Below are 15,941 nucleotides of genomic sequence, written 5' to 3' on the forward strand. Positions count from 1 at the left end.
CTGAACATTCAAATTTGAAGGCTTTGCCAGATGCTGATTATTCCCGCTATCGATCTTAAAGACGGTGCCTGCGTACGTCTGCGCCAGGGCCGCATGGAAGATTCCACAGTGTTCTCCGAGGACCCGGTGAGCATGGCTGCCAAGTGGGTGGAGGGCGGTTGCCGCCGTCTGCATCTGGTCGATCTGAACGGCGCATTCGAAGGCCAGCCGGTCAACGGCGAAGTGGTGACCGCGATTGCCAAACGCTACCCGAACCTGCCGATCCAGATCGGCGGCGGCATTCGCTCGCTGGAAACCATCGAGCACTACGTCAAGGCGGGCGTGAGCTACGTGATCATCGGCACCAAAGCCGTTAAAGATCCGGCGTTCGTCGCTGAGGCCTGCCGCGCGTTCCCGGGCAAGATCATTGTCGGCCTGGATGCCAAAGACGGGTTCGTCGCCACCGACGGCTGGGCGGAAATCAGCACCGTGCAAGTCATCGATCTGGCCAGGCAGTTTGAAGCCGACGGCGTCTCGTCGATCGTTTATACCGACATCGCCAAAGACGGCATGATGCAGGGCTGCAACGTACCGTTCACCGCTGCGCTGGCTGCTGCGACGAAGATCCCGGTGATTGCCTCCGGCGGTATCCACAATCTGGGTGACATCAAGTCGCTGCTCGACGCCAAGGCGCCGGGCATCATTGGCGCAATCACTGGCCGGGCGATCTACGAAGGCACCCTCGACGTCGCCGAAGCGCAAGCTTTCTGCGATTCGTACCAAGGCTGAGGACTGACCATGGCGCTGGCCAAACGCATCATCCCTTGCCTGGACGTGGACAACGGCCGGGTCGTCAAAGGTGTGAAGTTCGAGAACATCCGCGATGCCGGCGATCCGGTGGAAATCGCCCGTCGTTATGACGAGCAGGGTGCCGACGAGATTACCTTTCTCGACATCACCGCCAGCGTCGATGGCCGCGACACCACGCTGCATACCGTCGAGCGCATGGCCAGCCAGGTGTTCATTCCGCTGACCGTGGGCGGCGGCGTGCGCACCGTGCAGGACATCCGCAACCTGCTCAACGCCGGTGCGGACAAGGTCTCGATCAATACCGCAGCGGTGTTCAACCCGGAATTCGTCGGTGAAGCGGCGCAGCATTTCGGCTCGCAATGCATCGTCGTCGCTATCGACGCGAAGAAGGTCTCCGGCCCGGGTGAAACCCCGCGTTGGGAAATCTTCACCCACGGCGGGCGCAAACCGACCGGTCTCGATGCAGTCGAGTGGGCGAAGAAGATGGAAGGCCTCGGTGCCGGTGAGATCCTGCTGACCAGCATGGATCAGGACGGCATGAAAAACGGCTTCGACCTCGGCGTGACTCGCGCGATCAGCGATGCGCTGGGCATTCCGGTGATCGCTTCCGGCGGTGTCGGCAACCTGCAGCATCTGGCCGACGGCATCCTCGAAGGCCACGCCAGCGCGGTGCTGGCGGCGAGTATTTTCCACTTCGGCGAATACACCGTGCAGGAAGCGAAAGCGTATATGGCCAAACGCGGCATTGTGATGCGCTAAACCGTACAGGCCAGTGGACAGCATGGCGTACCCAAGGCACTCTTGGGCACGCCATGGATTCCGGTAGCCCGACATGATCAAACGCCTGCTTCTTGTTCTCGCCAGTGCTTCTGTGTTGTTGCTCAACACGGCGCGGGCCGAAAACAGTCCCGACACCGATCTGGTGCTCCTCACCGAAAACTTTCCGCCCTACAACATGGCGAAAGACGGCAAGAATTTCGCCAAGGGCGAGAACATCAACGGCATTGCCGCCGACATCGTGCGTGAAATGTTCAAGCGTGCCGGGCTCACCTACAGCCTGACGCTGCGCTTTCCGTGGGAGCGGGTCTACAAACTGGCACTGGAAAATCCCGGTTACGGTGCTTTCGTGATGGCGCGCCTGCCGGATCGCGAAAACCTGTTCAAGTGGGTCGGTCCGATCGGTCCGGACGACTGGATCATGTTGGCCAGGGCCGACAGCAAGATCACCCTCGAAACCCTCAGCGATGCGCGCAAATACAAGATCGGTGCCTACAAGGGCGACGCAATTGCCGAGACCCTGGCCAAGCAAGGCTTGAAGCCGGTGGTCGTCCTGCGCGATCAGGACAACGCAAAGAAACTGGTCAACGGCCAGATCGACCTGTGGGCCACCGGTGATCCTGCCGGGCGTTACCTGGCGCGGCAGGACGGGGTGACCGGACTCAAGACCGTATTGCGCTTCAACAGCGCCGAGTTGTACCTGGCGCTGAACAAGGACGTGTCGGATGCAACGGTCGCCAGGCTGCAGGCGGCGCTGGATCAGATGCGCAAGGACGGTGTGGTCGACGAAATCATGGGGCGCTATCTGTAGCTGTCGGCAACGCTTTGTCCGCGGCTTCATGGATGCATTCGTGCGACGGATACTGCAGCAGTTCCAGGCTCTCGTACTGGGTGTAGCCGAGGTTGATCCCGGCTTGCGAGCCATCTGCACGAAGCAGCTCGTAGAAGCTTTCCTGCTGATAAGCCGCGACAAATTTGCCTTTGTCGGCCATGGCGAGGACGTGGCAGACGAACGGTGTCAGCCAGCCGCTGGTTGAGGTTTCGCAGTGCGTGAACTGGCGGTCGAGTCTCGCCGAGAATGGCAGTGACGGATGGACGTCGCCCTTTGTTGCCCAGGCGCTCACAAAACTGATGGCGGTAACCTGGGTGAACAGGCGCAGCACCTTCGGATTCTGCAGCCGTTGCGCAGTCCACTTGAATGCCCGCGCCTTGTCGCCCGTATTGTGTCCGCTCCCGACCAGATAATACTGGTCGGTTCTTTCCAGGCGATAGAAGGGCGTGGTGCGTAATTGTTCGAGCGGTGACAGGTCATCCTTGACTACGAACCACGGAAGTTCCACCACTTGAGCGAGGGAGGCCGCTCCGTTGGTTTGCGGAGCGTCCGCTGCGCGGAGCGCCGGCAACACTGGCGATGATTTGATCAGCGGCGCGATCTGCATCCGCAAGGCAAAGACACTGACCTCGGCCTGTGGTCGGTTGAAACTGTCTGCCGCAACGAAGGTGCCCGGTGCGAAGTGAATGTCTCCCGGCGGTGCGCTGGGCGGCGTGACGCTCCAGGCGCTGAAACTTTGCCGTGCACCGCTGCCCTTGTCGCTCCAGAGCATATTGCCGACCGTTGAAGCGATCACCAGATCGGCCCGGACGCAGCGCACGCTACTGAGCAGTGGCTTGTCGTCGCCGCTGGAGCAAACCTGGCCCAAGGCAACGTAGCCGGCCGGGGGCAGCGGTCGCCAGACCGTGCAGTTGGTTTTGGCGCCCGAGCCGGTATCCTTCCAGACTTGTTCAAAGTCGAGGGGCGCGCTGAGGGCTCTGGCTTTTGTCGGGTCGGTCTCGCGCTCGCTGACAACGGCCACGATGTGTTTTGCGTTGATGTTGTCGTGGCTGCCCACCACGACATCGCCTAACGGAAAGTAACCCGGCAGCATCTCGGGAGAGGGGGTCGGGCGCCAAAAGCTCCCGGGTGCCGCTTTCGATCCGCTGCTGTCCCAGATGCGCTGGAAATCAGTCGTGAAGTTGATCAGCAGATTGTCCAGCGTGATCGGTTTTGCCTGTTGCGGGACGCCTGCGTCCTTGTCTTCGGTACTCATAATCAGCCCTGATAGTGAAAGACGACTCGGGAAGAGTCGTCACGGTTGCAGGGCTCACTATCCGGCCGTGAGCGGGCCGTTTGGCGGTAATTATGTATAGCGGGCGAGGCTGTTCAACGGTAGACGCCGTCCTTGCCATGGGCGGCGGTGGCGCGATTGCTGCGCACGCTGATCATCTGCTTGATGTCGATCCACTCGATGCCTTGTGCCTTGAGCTTCGGCAATTCACGTTCCAGTACGGCCAGGGTCTGCGGATACGGGTGACCGATCATCACCGCCGAACCCTGCTTGCGCGCCAGACTGATGGCGGTCTGCAGTTGGGTGAAGATGGCGGCTTCGGTGCGCTCGTCATCAAGGAACACATCCCGCGAAACACTCGCCAGATCGATCTTCTGTGCCTGTTGCGCCGCCACGGTCTGCGCACTGGTGCGGCTGTCGACGAAGAACTTGTGCCGGCGCTGCAACTCACCCATCAGCCACGCCATCGCCAGCGGCTGAGCGGTCATGCGACTGCCCATGTGGTTGTTGATGCCAGCGGTGTAGGGGACCATTTTGAAGGCAGCGTCGAGGCGCTTTTGCAGTTCCTCGAGCGGCAGTTCGGGATGCCAGGCGTAAGGGCCGGTGGCCGGGTCCATCGGCATGTGCAGAATCACGATCTTGCCGGCGCGATGGGCTTCGCGGGCGAATTCGGTAGCGTGCGGCGTGTCGGGCATGATCGCTGTGGTCACCGGTCCGGGCAGGGCCAGCACGCGGCGATCCCGGGGCAGGTTCTGCCCCAGGTCGTCGATGATCAGCGTCAGGTAGGCTTTGGGCGGGGTGGTTCTGGCAGGTTCTGCGTGAGCAGCACCCGCCAGACAGCACAGCAGGACGAAGAAGAAACGCAACGACATCCTCAACGGCCGGATGTGATGCTCAGCCCTTTGAGCAGGCTCAGCGCCTGGGCCAACTGGTAATCGTCATCCTGCGGCATGGCCTTGGCCTTCGCACCGGAACCGGTCGGCTTGTCCGCGCCGCCGTTGCCGTTGCCCAGGTGACCTTGCAGGTCGGCTTCCTTGAAGTAGTCGCCGTCGGCTTCGTTGGTGATCTTGGCCTTGCGCACTTCGATGTCCGGGACGATGCCCTGCGCCTGGATCGAGCGGCCGTTCGGCGTGAAGTACAGCGCGGTGGTGATCTTCAGCGCGCGGTCGTTGTTCAGCGGCAGCACGGTTTGCACCGAGCCTTTGCCGAAACTGGTGGTGCCCATGACCACGGCGCGTTTCTGGTCCTGCAGGGCGCCGGCGACAATTTCCGAAGCCGAGGCGCTGCCACCGTTGATCAGCACGACCATTGGTACCGCTTCGCTTTCGTCCTTGCCGGTGGCGGAGAAGCGCAGTTCGGAGTTGGCGATCCGGCCTTTGGTGTAGACGATCAGGCCTTTCTTGATGAAATGGTCGACCACTTCCACGGCGGCTTGCAGCACCCCGCCCGGGTTGTTGCGCAGGTCGAGGATGATGCCGTTGAGCTTCTTGCCGTTATCCTTGCGCAGCTTGGCCAGGGCCTTGGAGACCTCTTCGCCGGTCTTGACCTGGAACTGGGTGATGCGGATGTAGCCGTAGCCCGACTCCAGCAGCTGCGCCTTGACGCTCTTCACTTGAATCACGGCGCGGGCCAGAGTCACGTCGAACGGCGTACCGCCATCGCGCACCAGAGTCAGGGTGATTTTCTGGCCGATCTTGCCGCGCATCTTGTCCACGGCTTCGGTCATGGTCTGGCCACGGGTCGGCTGGCCGTTGATCTTGACGATGAAGTCCCCGGCCTGAATGCCGGCCTTCGACGCCGGGGTGTCGTCGATCGGCGAGACGACTTTGATGAAACCGTCTTCGGAGCCGACTTCGATGCCCAGGCCGCCGAATTCACCGCTGGTGCTTTCCTGCAGTTCGGTGAAGTCTTCAGGGCCGAGATAGGCGGAGTGCGGATCGAGGTTGCTGAGCATGCCCTTGATCGCGTTTTCCAAAAGGGTCTTGTCGTCCACCGGCTCGACATAGGCGGCCTTGATCCGGTCCATCACCTCGGCAAAGGTGCGCAACTCTTCCAGCGGCAACGGTGCCTTGGCGGTCGCGGCAGTGCCTGCCGGTGCGACGGCCGGGGCCGGTTGAGCGGCGAACGCCAGAGGCGCGCCGATCACCAGGGCGATCGTCAGGGCCAGCGAGGTAAGGCGGGACAAATGCAGCATGTCGAACGAACTCCTGAATTAGGCGACGCGCTTATCCTTGCGCGTGACACCATTGCGCCGGATCACTCGGGTGACCCTGCTGACGAATTGCGAAATACAGCGCTGGTGTGTCCTGACCGCCACTGTTACCCACAGTGGAGATCGACTCACCGGCTTTTACCACGTCACCGGCCGACTTGAGCAGCGTCTGGTTGTGACCGTAAAGACTCAGATAACCATTGCCGTGATCGAGGATCACCAGCAGCCCGGCGCCACGCAACCAGTCGGCGAACACCACGCGTCCGCCGTGTACGGCATGCACCTGGCTGCCGGCGGCGGCGCTGATCATCACGCCATCCCACTTGGTGCGGGCATCGTCGCCACGGCTTTCGCCGAAGCGTGCCAGCAATCGACCATCAACCGGCCACGGAAGTTTTCCCCGGGTTGCAGCAAAAGGGCCACCGAAGGTCTCGCCGCTGCTGGATACCAGCGCGCCTGGCGTTGACTTGACTGGTTTTCGTGGGGCGTCGCTGGTGTCAGCCTGCGCCTCACGCAAACGCTTTTTTTCCGCTTCCTGCTGGGCGATCAGCGCTTTCTGCCGCGCTTCTTCTGCCTCACGGGCCTGACGGGCCAGGGTTTCTTCAATGGTTTTAAGGACTTTAGACAGGTCTGCCTGATCCTGCTCGCGGGCGGCCAGTTTCTGGTCGCGGGCTTTCACGTCATCGTTGAGCTTGGCGAGGACTTGCTGGCGCTCCTTGCGGACTTTTTCCAGTTCGTCGCGCTGGCTGTCGAGGCTGCTTTTCTGCACCAGCAATTGCGCCTGCTGCGTGGCGATGTCTTTTTCGACATTGGCCAGTTGGCGCAGGGTTTCGTTGAAGTTCTTCAACTGCTCCAGGCGGGCCTGGCTCAGGTAATCGTAATAGGTGAGGGTGCGGGCGAATTTCTCGGGATTCTGCTGGTTGAGCAGCAGCTTGAGGTATTCCTGACGGCCGTTCTGATAGGCCGCGCGGGCCTGGATGGCGATCAGTCGCTGCTGTTCAGTGCGCGCGCTCTGGAGTTTTTTTTTTCTCCGCATCGAGTCGCTGCAGCTCGGATTCGCTCTTCTTCAGCTCTTTCTGCAGGGCATCGACCTGTTTCTCGAGCTTGCCCATCTCGGTTTCAGTGCCCTTGAGCTCTTTCTGCACACCGGATTTTTCTTCCTGCAGCTTGCCCAGCAGCTTTTTCAGCTCGGCAATGTCCTGACGCGTGGCATCCAACTGCTGTTGGGTTTGCGCGCGCTCGTCAGCGAAGGCCGGTTGGAGCAGGCAGGTCAGAGCGAGGGCGATCAGGACGCGGAGCATAGAGGCGGGCGGCACCAGGGTAATGGACGGCCTAGTATGCCCGCCCGGGGCTGCAAAAAAAACGCCCAATTGGGCTTGTGTGATAACTGGAGCGGCGCAGAGGCCCATTTCCATTTCGAAAACCCCATAAACCACTGTGGGAGCTGGCTTGCCAGCGATGGCGTCTGCACATTCAACATAGCTGTTGGCTGTCAGATTGCTATCGCTGGCAAGCCAGCTCCCACAGGGTTTGGGGGTGTTTGATCTGGCGAATTACACCAGAATCGAGGTACCCGTCATCTCCGCCGGTTTTTCCAGGCCCAGCAGCATCAGCATGGTCGGAGCCACGTCCGCCAGTACGCCGCCTTCACGGACCTTGAGGTCACGCTTGCCGACATAAATGAACGGCACAGGCTCGGTGGTGTGCGCGGTGTGCGCCTGGTGGGTTTCTTCATCGGCCATTTTTTCGACGTTGCCGTGGTCAGCGGTGATCAGCGCTTCGCCGCCGACTTTTTCCAGCGCCTCGACGATGCGCCCGACGCAGGTGTCCAGGCATTCCACGGCTTTCACCGCAGCGTCGAACACGCCGCTGTGGCCGACCATGTCGCCGTTGGCGTAGTTGACCACGATCACGTCGTAACGCTGGTGTTCGATGGCGTCGACGATACGGTCAGTCACTTCCGGCGCACTCATTTCCGGCTGCAGGTCGTAGGTGGCGACTTTCGGCGACGGGATCAGAATGCGCTCTTCGCCCGGGAACGGTTCTTCACGGCCACCGGAAAAGAAGAAAGTGACGTGTGCGTATTTTTCGGTTTCGGCGATGCGCAGCTGGGTCTTGCCGTTTTTTGCCAGATAGTCGCCAAGTACATTTTCCAGGCTGCCCGGAGCGAAGGCGGCCGGGGCCGGGATGCTGGCCGCGTATTGGGTCAAGCCGACGTACTGCACTTTTGGCTGGCGCGCGCGCTCGAATTCCTTGAAATCGTCTTCGACGAACACGCGGCTCAGCTCGCGGGCGCGGTCGGCGCGGAAGTTCATGAACACCACGGCGTCGCCGTCTTCAACCTTGACCGGCTCGCCGATGGTGGTGGCTTTGACGAATTCGTCGCTTTCGCCACGGGCGTAGGCAGCGTCGAGGCCTTCCTGAGCAGTGGCGGCGTTGAATTCGGCGTTGCCGTCGACGATCAGGTTGTAGGCCTGTGATACACGGTCCCAACGGTTGTCACGGTCCATCGCGTAGTAGCGACCGATGAGGCTGGCGATGCGCCCCTTGCCGAGCGCCTGGAACGTCGCATCGAGCAGTTCGATCGACGAAGCGGCGCTCTTTGGCGGCGTGTCGCGGCCATCAAGAAAGGCGTGCAGGTAGATTTTTTCGGCGCCGCGCTTGAATGCCAGTTCGGCCATGGCGATCAAGTGATCCTGGTGGCTGTGCACGCCGCCATCGGACAGCAGGCCCATGAAATGCACGGCTTTGCCGGCGGCCACGGCTTTATCCACAGCCGCGCAGATGGTCGGGTTCTCGAAAAACTCGCCGTCGCGGATCGCTTTGGTCACGCGCGTGAAGTCCTGATACACCACGCGCCCGGCGCCGAGGTTCATGTGGCCGACTTCGGAGTTGCCCATCTGGCCGTCCGGCAGACCGACGTCCATGCCGCTGCCCGAGATCAGGCCGTTCGGCACCGTGGCCCACAGACGATCGAGCACAGGCTTCTTCGCCGCATACACGGCATTGGATTCGTGGCTGTCACTGTGACCGAAGCCGTCGAGAATCATCAGGACCAAAGGTTTAGGCGTGGTAGTCATGGAATCCACTCGTGGCTAATAAAGAAGAGGGCGATGGAAAAGGGAGTGGCAGTTTAAAGCGAAGTTCCTGCGGCGTCACCGCCGGACGGGGTTTGGCCCACCATAGTGGCTGTGTATACTGGCCGACATTTTAACGCCCTGGAACCTCCTTCGATGGTTGCTCACCTGATTGAATTTGCCACTAACCACTACATTCTTGTCGGTATCTTCGTCGTACTGCTGGCTCTGCTGCTGGCGCACACGATGCAGGGCGGCGGTAAAAGCCTGAGCACTGGCGAGCTGACCGCATTGGTCAACAAGGACGCAGGCGTGGTGGTGGACATCCGTCCGGCGAAAGATTACGCCGCCGGTCATATCGTTGGCGCGATCAACATTCCTCAAGACAAGCTGGCTGCGCGTGCCGGTGAGCTGGAAAAGCACAAGGCCAAGACCATCATTCTGGTGGACGCCCTGGGCCAGACCGCTGGTACCCACGCTCGCGAGCTGATGAAATCCGGCTTCACCGCCGCCAAGCTGTCCGGCGGGATCTCCAGCTGGAAAGGCGACAACCTGCCGTTGGTGAAGTGATATGAGCGAAGTCATCGTCTACTCCAGCGATTACTGCCCTTATTGCATGCGAGCCAAGCAATTGCTCGCGAACAAAGGTGTGGCCTTCGAAGAGATCAAGGTCGATGGCAAGCCGCAGATTCGTGCTGCCATGAGCCAGAAGGCCGGACGCACCTCCGTGCCGCAGATCTGGATCGGCGACAAGCACATCGGCGGTTGTGATGATTTGTATGCCCTGGAGCGCGCCGGCAAGCTCGACGCGCTGCTCAAGGCCTGAACGGCTGCACCCACGTACAGCAATCCCTAAAAGACCCAAGATCAGAAAGGATCTGAGATGACTGACCAACAGAACACTGCAGCCAGCGAAGAAGAAACCGCACCGCAATTCTCCTTGCAGCGCATCTACGTACGCGATCTGTCCTTCGAAGCCCCGAAAAGCCCGGCGATCTTTCGCCAGCAGTGGGACCCGACCGTCGGTCTGGATCTGAATACCCGTCAGAAAGAACTGGAAGGCGATTTCTACGAAGTCGTGCTGACCCTGTCCGTGACCGTGAAAAACGGCGACGAAGTGGCCTTCATCGCTGAAGTGCAGCAGGCCGGTATCTTCCTGATCAAGAACCTGGACGCGGCTTCGATGAGCCACACCCTGGGTGCGTTCTGCCCGAACATCCTGTTCCCGTATGCTCGCGAAACCCTGGACAGCCTGGTGACCCGCGGTTCGTTCCCGGCCCTGATGCTGGCGCCAGTGAACTTCGACGCCCTGTACGCGCAAGAGCTGCAGCGCATGCAGGCTGCGGGCGAGACGCCGACCGTTCAATAAGCGGTTTGAGCGACAACGAAAAAAGCGCCGTAACGGGCGCTTTTTTCTTGGGCTGGAATACAGACTTCATGACTTCATGTAGGAGCTGCCGCAGGCTACGTTCAAAAACAGGATCAAAAGATCGCAGCCTTCGGCAGCTCCTACAGGATCGGGTGGTTATTTGAAGTCGTTCTGCCGCCACGCTTCGTACACGGCCACCGCCACAGTGTTGGACAGGTTCAGGCTGCGGCAGCCTTCACGCATCGGCAGGCGCAGACGCTGCTCGGCGGGCAGGGCGTCGAGCACTTCCGGTGGCAGGCCACGGCTTTCCGGGCCGAAGATGAACGCATCGCCCGGGACGAACGCGGCGTCGTGAAACGGCCGCGAGCCCTTGGTGGTGAAAGCGAACAACCGTGGGTTGCCGAGGCTTTCCAGGCAACTGGCGAGGTCGGCGTGGCGCTGCAACGTGGCATATTCGTGGTAGTCGAGACCGGCCCGGCGCAAGCGTTTGTCGTCCATCTCGAAACCCAGCGGTTCGATCAAATGCAGGTGGCTGCCACTGTTGGCGCACAGCCTGATAACGTTGCCGGTGTTCGGCGGAATTTCTGGTTGAAAAAGGATGACGTGAAACATGCACGGCTCCGCAGGTAAAGATGACGCGCATTCTACGCCGCCAGCCGACCCGCGTTCGAAACTATTCCCGCGGGTGATTGGTTCGCTGGCGATTTTCGGCTTGATGGTCGGCTTGATGATCGGTCGCCTGACCACGCCGGACCCGAGCGTGCTGCAGCAGGTCGACGTGACCGCTGACGGCCTGGTGGTGTGGTTCAACAATGAGCCGAAGCTGCACGGCGAGATCATCGACGGTACCGTGGCCTTGTTGTTTCAGGCTGAAGGCCGCGCGCAGAAGGGCCAGCTCAAGCTCAATGGCAAGGATGTGAACTGGCGTACGCGAGCGAGTGACGGTGGGCTGTTGTTGACAGTGCTGGCGGCGCGGCCGCTGCAAGGGGAATGGGCCGGGAGCAAGGTCGATGACCGCTGGCGGCTGGAGATCCATCTCCGGGAGCAATAAAAGCGGGAATCCCCGGCCTGCCTGTACCGGGGTTCCCAAAACGGGGTGGACTTCGCTGAGAGCGTCGGTCCGGTGTAAAGAGGGAACCCCCGGCCTGCCTGTACCAAGGATCCCAAAAGGGTGGGTTCGCCGCGTTGCGGTTTGAACCCGGTGTAAAGAGGGGAATCCCCGGCCTGCCTGTACCAAGGCCCCCGAAACGGGTGGTGAATCGAATCACCTGTGAGGGATGATGCAGGCGGCGTGCCAGTTTTAGTATTTCGAAACAGAAAAAAAAGCTTCAGATGCACGAAAGCCCCGTAAATCGGGGCTTTGATGCTTCTGCGTGGCTGGAGCTTTGAACCCGGTTGGTGTTTTTTTGATCAGTGAGATATGCCCAATTGCGGTTCGCCGTGCCTTGTGGCGGTGCACACAAAAAAAAGATCGCAGCCTTCGACAGCTCCTGCAGGGCTATACATTCTCTGCAGGAGTTGCCGAAGGCTGCGATCTTTTCGCGGACGATTAGAGGAGGGGCTTAGCCCTCATCCCCCTCATCATCATCCCCACCGTCCACTTTCATCCCCAATTCCTTGATCTTGCGCGTCAGGGTATTACGCCCCCAGCCGAGCAATACCGCCGCATCACGCCGGCGTCCGGCCGTGTGCTTCAGCGCGGTCTCGATCATGATCCGCTCGAACGCCGGCACTGCGCTGTCGAGCAGGCTCGACTGGCCACGGGCCAAGGCTTGATCGGCCCACTGACGCAGCGCCTGCTCCCAATTGGTCACCGGTGCCGAATCCTGCGGCAGGCTCAGCAGTTCCGGCGGCAGGTCACTGATGTGCACTTCGCGACCGGAGGCCATCACGGTGATCCAGCGGCAGGTGTTCTCCAGCTGCCGCACGTTGCCCGGCCATGGCAGGTTCTTCAGGTACTCCTCGGTCTCGCTTTTCAGCAGCTTCGGTTCCACCGCCAGTTCTTGCGCGGCGCGGCTGAGGAAGTGTTTGGCCAGGGTCGGGATGTCTTCGCGACGGTCCGACAGGCGCGGAATGTGGATGCGGATCACGTTGAGGCGGTGGAACAAGTCCTCACGGAATTTGCCGGCGTGCACCAGGGTTTCCAGGTTCTGGTGGGTCGCGGCAATGATCCGCACATCGACCTTGACCGGCACATGTCCGCCAACGCGATAGAACTCTCCGTCGGCCAGCACCCGCAGCAAACGGGTCTGGGTATCGGCTGGCATGTCGCCGATTTCGTCGAGGAACAGCGTGCCGCCGTCCGCCTGTTCGAAACGTCCACGGCGCAGGTTGGCCGCGCCGGTAAACGCGCCTTTCTCGTGGCCGAACAGCTCGGATTCCATCAGGTCCTTGGGGATCGCCGCCATGTTCAATGCGATGAACGGCGAGGCCGCGCGCGGGCTGTGGCGGTGCAGGGCGTGGGCCACCAGTTCTTTACCGGTGCCGGATTCGCCGTTGATCAACACCGTGATGTTGGAGTGGCTCAAGCGGCCGATGGCGCGAAACACTTCCTGCATCGCCGGTGCTTCACCGATGATTTCCGGGGTGCGGGTCAGCGCGGGTACCACTTCCAGGCCTTGCTGTTCCTGCGCATGCTGATTGGCGCGCTTGACCAGCGACACCGCCTCGTCAACGTCGAACGGCTTGGGCAGGTACTCGAACGCGCCGCCCTGATAGGAGGCGACGGCGCTGTCCAGGTCGGAGTGAGCGGTCATGATGATGACCGGCAACCGTGGGTGCTGTTCGCGGATGCGCGCCAGCAGATCGAGGCCACTGGCGCCCGGCATGCGGATGTCGGAAATGATCACATCAGGCTGCTGACGGGCCAGACGACTCATCACGCCATCGGCGCTGTCGAAGCTCTGCGTGGTCATGCCTTCCTGCTGCAAGGCTTTTTCCAGAACCCAACGGATAGAACGGTCGTCATCGACGATCCACACGGTTTCACTACGGCTCATGTCGATGTGGCTCCTTGTTCCAGTGGCAGAAAGATCGAGAACGTGGTGTGGCCGGGGTGGCTGTCACACTCGATCAGGCCCTGGTGCTGGCTGATGATGTTCTGGGTGATGGCCAGGCCCAGCCCGGTACCGTCCGGGCGGCCGCTGACCATGGGAAAGAAGATGGTTTCCTGAAGTTCCGCCGGGATCCCCGGGCCGTTGTCGATGATTTCGATCTTGGTTACCAGGCGATGGCGGACGTGGCCGATGGTGAACTGGCGCATGGTCCGGGTGCGCAGGCTGATGCGCCCCAGACGCAGCTCGTTCTGGCTGCTGATTGCCTGCATCGCGTTGCGCACGATGTTCAGCACGGCCTGAATCATTTGTTCGCGGTCGATCAATACGTCGGGAATGCTCGGGTCGTAGTCGCGCACCAAGGTGATGCAGCCCTGGCTTTCCGCCTCGACCAGTTGGCAGACGCGTTCGAGCACTTCGTGGACGTTGCACAGCGCCAGCGATGGCAGCTTGTTCGAGCCGAGCATGCGGTCGACCAGATTACGCAGGCGGTCGGCCTCTTCAATGATCACGTTGGTGTAGTCGCGCAGGCTGTCTTCCGGCAACTCGCGGGCCAGCAATTGCGCGGCGCCACGGATGCCGCCGAGCGGATTCTTGATCTCATGGGCCAGACCGCGCACCAGCATTTTGCTGGTTTCCTGCTTGGACAACTGCGCCTCTTCCTTGGTGATCCGCAGCAGGCGGTCACGCGGGTGCACTTCCAGCAAGAGCATGGTTGCGCCGTTGCTGAGGATCGGCGTCACCGCGTAGTCCACGGTCAGGGTCTGGCCGGTGAGGGCGGTGAGCATCGCCTCGCGCTTGGTGAACGGGTGCGCCTGTTCGACTGCCTGACGCAGCGAGTTGAGCGCCTCGGTAGACTCGGTGAACAACTCGCTGATGAACTGCCCATGGCTGCGCTGGCCGCTGATGGCCAGCAGCATCTCGGCCGCCGGGTTCATGTACTCAAGGCGCAATTCGGCGTCGAGCAGGATGGTAGCGGTGGTCAGGTTGTCGAGCAGCAAACGGTGGATTGCGTCGCTAATAGTCATCGGAGCCTCTTTTGGGGGCGGAGCGTGCGCAAGAAGCAGGCGTCGTTAAACGGAAAATGCAAAAACCAAACCAAGGCTCCGAAAAGAAGCGTTCGTCCCCTGAAACAGGCGTTTGACGCTCGTTTGCGTGGCGCCAATGTGCTCAGGGCGGGAAGTTTCGAACCAAATTGGGTTGAAATGTGAGTACGGTGCAGTCTTATGCACCAATATAGTGCGCAAAGCTGAACAGCGTTAGAAGAAGCGCAGGAAGGGATTTTTTTCTTCGGCGGGTTTGTCTTTCAATGGGCATTCCGGGCGCACGCCGTAGTCCTCGCTGACGCAGGGTTTGACCTGGCGTTTCTGTGCCAGCGAGATGCGCAGCATGTGGAACGGCTGGTTGGCGGTGCGTTCGACGGTGCGACCCTGCTCATCGAGGATTTCCACTGACAGGTTATGGCTGCCGCGATCAATGTTGCTCAGCGGGAAAACAGGACTCAGGCCCGGCTCGCCAGTGGCTTGTCCGTCCAGCAGCAGGCGATAGCGGTGACCCTGCTGTAGACCCGGTTCGCTGGTGACGCTGACGATCACCTCGCCCGCGCTGCTGCGAAGGGTCGCGTCCGGCTCGGGGATGAGGATGCGCAGCATGTCGTAGTGAAACAGCGGTTGTTCCGGGGATTTTTTTGCGACGTTGATCGGCGCAGCGACCGTGGGGTTGGCCGACATGCGGTTGCTGGTTGCGATGGGAACGCGCTTGGCATTGCCGCGCGGCTGATCGGTGTAGACGCGATTACCCTGCGCATCGACGTAGGTGAAGACCTCCGCCGAAACGGGCAGGGCGAACAGACACAGGATCAGCCAGAAAATCCTCATGGCTTGTGCACCCGCTGCACGGTGAACTCCACCGTTGGGCTCTGCTGGATGATCGCTTCGCCGTCGATCACCTGCACCGCGAGACGATGCTCGCCACGATCAACATTCACCAGTTGCAGGATGGGCACGTTGCTCGGCTGGCCGTAAGGCGCGTCGTCCAGCACCAGCCTCAATTGGTGCGGCGCCTGCAGGCGCGGCTTGATCAGCACATTGACAGTGAAGGTGCCGTTGTTGGCGCGCAGCGCTTCTTCGCTGGGCAGGCCGGTCAGCTCCAGCACCTCGTAGGCACTGCGTGCCGCGGGGCGTGTGTCGGTGCTTGAAGGCGCTGGCGCGCTCGGTGCCTGTGGCTCGACGCTGTTAAGTGGCGGCAACTCAAGCGGTTGCGCTTTGACGCCGTCCGGCGAGTGATCGCTGTAGACCGTGTTGCCGTTGGCGTCGGTGTACTTGTAGATCTGCGCGGCGGCGGGCAAGGCGATCAGCAGCAGAATGTAGAGAAAGGTGCGACCCATGAAATCGACCGGGAAAGAAAGCGATGGGGTGCAGCATAGGCCAGGGTGCGGCGGTTGGCCCAGCCCGGGATATATCCGGAGATCATTCAGACGCCAAAATCCCCTGTGGGAGCGAGCCTGCTCGCGAAGGCGGTCGCCATCCCCGTCAATGACCCACCGTATTCGCGAGCAGG

16 protein-coding genes and 1 pseudogene are annotated in these 15,941 nt (G+C 61.1%); 7 read left to right on the plus strand and 10 right to left on the minus strand.

Annotation, left to right across the window (positions count from 1 at the left end; all coding sequences use genetic code 11):
- Nucleotides 1-30: 30 nt before the first annotated feature.
- The 3 genes from hisA to HT737_RS17440 all read left to right on the plus strand — a co-directional run bounded on the left by hisA (nt 31) and on the right by HT737_RS17440 (nt 2,377).
- Nucleotides 31-768 (plus strand): 1-(5-phosphoribosyl)-5-[(5-phosphoribosylamino)methylideneamino]imidazole-4-carboxamide isomerase, encoded by a 738-nt coding sequence (gene hisA, locus HT737_RS17430; protein WP_027611256.1) that lies wholly within the window; start codon nt 31-33, stop codon nt 766-768.
- A gap of 9 nt (nt 769-777) precedes the next feature.
- On the plus strand, nt 778-1,548 hold the full coding sequence (hisF, locus tag HT737_RS17435; protein ID WP_007909211.1) for an imidazole glycerol phosphate synthase subunit HisF: 771 nt from the start codon (nt 778-780) through the stop codon (nt 1,546-1,548).
- A gap of 73 nt (nt 1,549-1,621) precedes the next feature.
- Complete coding sequence (locus tag HT737_RS17440) at nt 1,622-2,377, plus strand: ABC transporter substrate-binding protein (protein ID WP_047290851.1); 756 nt, start codon at nt 1,622-1,624, stop codon at nt 2,375-2,377.
- Here HT737_RS17440 and HT737_RS17445 read toward each other — a convergent pair.
- The 5 genes and pseudogenes from HT737_RS17445 to gpmI form a co-directional block, all read right to left on the minus strand.
- On the minus strand, nt 2,358-3,653 hold the full coding sequence (locus tag HT737_RS17445; protein ID WP_182403432.1) for a Vps62-related protein: 1,296 nt from the start codon (nt 3,651-3,653) through the stop codon (nt 2,358-2,360). The genes HT737_RS17440 and HT737_RS17445 overlap by 20 nt on opposite strands.
- 113 nt (nt 3,654-3,766) lie before the next feature.
- Nucleotides 3,767-4,543 (minus strand): divergent polysaccharide deacetylase family protein, encoded by a 777-nt coding sequence (locus HT737_RS17450; RefSeq protein ID WP_095667779.1) that lies wholly within the window; start codon nt 4,541-4,543, stop codon nt 3,767-3,769.
- Between the two features lie 2 nt (nt 4,544-4,545).
- Complete coding sequence (locus HT737_RS17455; RefSeq protein ID WP_041071409.1) at nt 4,546-5,865, minus strand: S41 family peptidase; 1,320 nt, start codon at nt 5,863-5,865, stop codon at nt 4,546-4,548.
- Between the two features lie 31 nt (nt 5,866-5,896).
- Nucleotides 5,897-7,184: pseudogene (locus HT737_RS17460) on the minus strand (murein hydrolase activator EnvC).
- Nucleotides 7,185-7,436: 252 nt separating this feature from the next.
- On the minus strand, nt 7,437-8,963 hold the full coding sequence (gene gpmI / locus HT737_RS17465) for a 2,3-bisphosphoglycerate-independent phosphoglycerate mutase (RefSeq protein WP_095667777.1): 1,527 nt from the start codon (nt 8,961-8,963) through the stop codon (nt 7,437-7,439).
- Nucleotides 8,964-9,116: 153 nt separating this feature from the next.
- On the opposite strand from gpmI, the gene HT737_RS17470 reads away from it, so the two are divergent.
- From HT737_RS17470 to secB, 3 genes are read left to right on the plus strand one after another with little or no spacing between them, the layout of a single operon-like run.
- Nucleotides 9,117-9,530 carry a rhodanese-like domain-containing protein gene (locus tag HT737_RS17470; protein ID WP_041071418.1) on the plus strand — a complete coding sequence of 138 codons (414 nt, stop codon included), beginning with the start codon at nt 9,117-9,119 and terminating at the stop codon, nt 9,528-9,530.
- Nucleotide 9,531: 1 nt separating this feature from the next.
- On the plus strand, nt 9,532-9,786 hold the full coding sequence (gene grxC, locus HT737_RS17475) for a glutaredoxin 3 (protein WP_041071421.1): 255 nt from the start codon (nt 9,532-9,534) through the stop codon (nt 9,784-9,786).
- Between the two features lie 57 nt (nt 9,787-9,843).
- Nucleotides 9,844-10,329, plus strand: coding sequence for a protein-export chaperone SecB (secB, locus tag HT737_RS17480; RefSeq protein ID WP_025110924.1), 486 nt, complete (start codon nt 9,844-9,846; stop codon nt 10,327-10,329).
- Between the two features lie 156 nt (nt 10,330-10,485).
- Here secB and HT737_RS17485 read toward each other — a convergent pair whose 3' ends face one another.
- On the minus strand, nt 10,486-10,941 hold the full coding sequence (locus HT737_RS17485) for a tRNA (cytidine(34)-2'-O)-methyltransferase (RefSeq protein WP_182403434.1): 456 nt from the start codon (nt 10,939-10,941) through the stop codon (nt 10,486-10,488).
- Here HT737_RS17485 and HT737_RS17490 point away from each other — a divergent pair.
- The gene (locus HT737_RS17490) at nt 10,940-11,380 is read left to right on the plus strand and encodes a hypothetical protein (RefSeq protein ID WP_182403436.1); all 441 of its coding nucleotides are present in this window, start codon (nt 10,940-10,942) and stop codon (nt 11,378-11,380) included. The genes HT737_RS17485 and HT737_RS17490 overlap by 2 nt on opposite strands.
- Nucleotides 11,381-11,891: 511 nt before the next feature.
- Here the strand turns inward: HT737_RS17490 and ntrC are convergent.
- The 4 genes from ntrC to HT737_RS17510 form a co-directional block, all read right to left on the minus strand.
- Nucleotides 11,892-13,328, minus strand: a complete 1,437-nt coding sequence (ntrC, locus tag HT737_RS17495) for a nitrogen regulation protein NR(I) (RefSeq protein ID WP_007961729.1) — start codon at nt 13,326-13,328, stop codon at nt 11,892-11,894.
- A complete protein-coding gene (glnL, locus tag HT737_RS17500; protein WP_007961730.1) occupies nt 13,325-14,410 on the minus strand; it encodes a nitrogen regulation protein NR(II) in 1,086 nt (361 codons plus the stop codon). Before glnL ends, ntrC begins: the two co-directional genes overlap by 4 nt.
- Before the next feature lie 231 nt (nt 14,411-14,641).
- Nucleotides 14,642-15,259 carry a DUF4124 domain-containing protein gene (locus tag HT737_RS17505; RefSeq protein ID WP_182403438.1) on the minus strand — a complete coding sequence of 206 codons (618 nt, stop codon included), beginning with the start codon at nt 15,257-15,259 and terminating at the stop codon, nt 14,642-14,644.
- A complete protein-coding gene (locus HT737_RS17510; RefSeq protein WP_182403440.1) occupies nt 15,256-15,768 on the minus strand; it encodes a DUF4124 domain-containing protein in 513 nt (170 codons plus the stop codon). The genes HT737_RS17505 and HT737_RS17510 overlap by 4 nt, the downstream gene beginning before the upstream one ends.
- Nucleotides 15,769-15,941: the final 173 nt, after the last annotated feature.

Source organism: Pseudomonas sp. MD195_PC81_125, assembly GCF_014060985.1.
Taxonomy (GTDB): Bacteria; Pseudomonadota; Gammaproteobacteria; order Pseudomonadales; family Pseudomonadaceae; genus Aquipseudomonas; species Aquipseudomonas parakoreensis.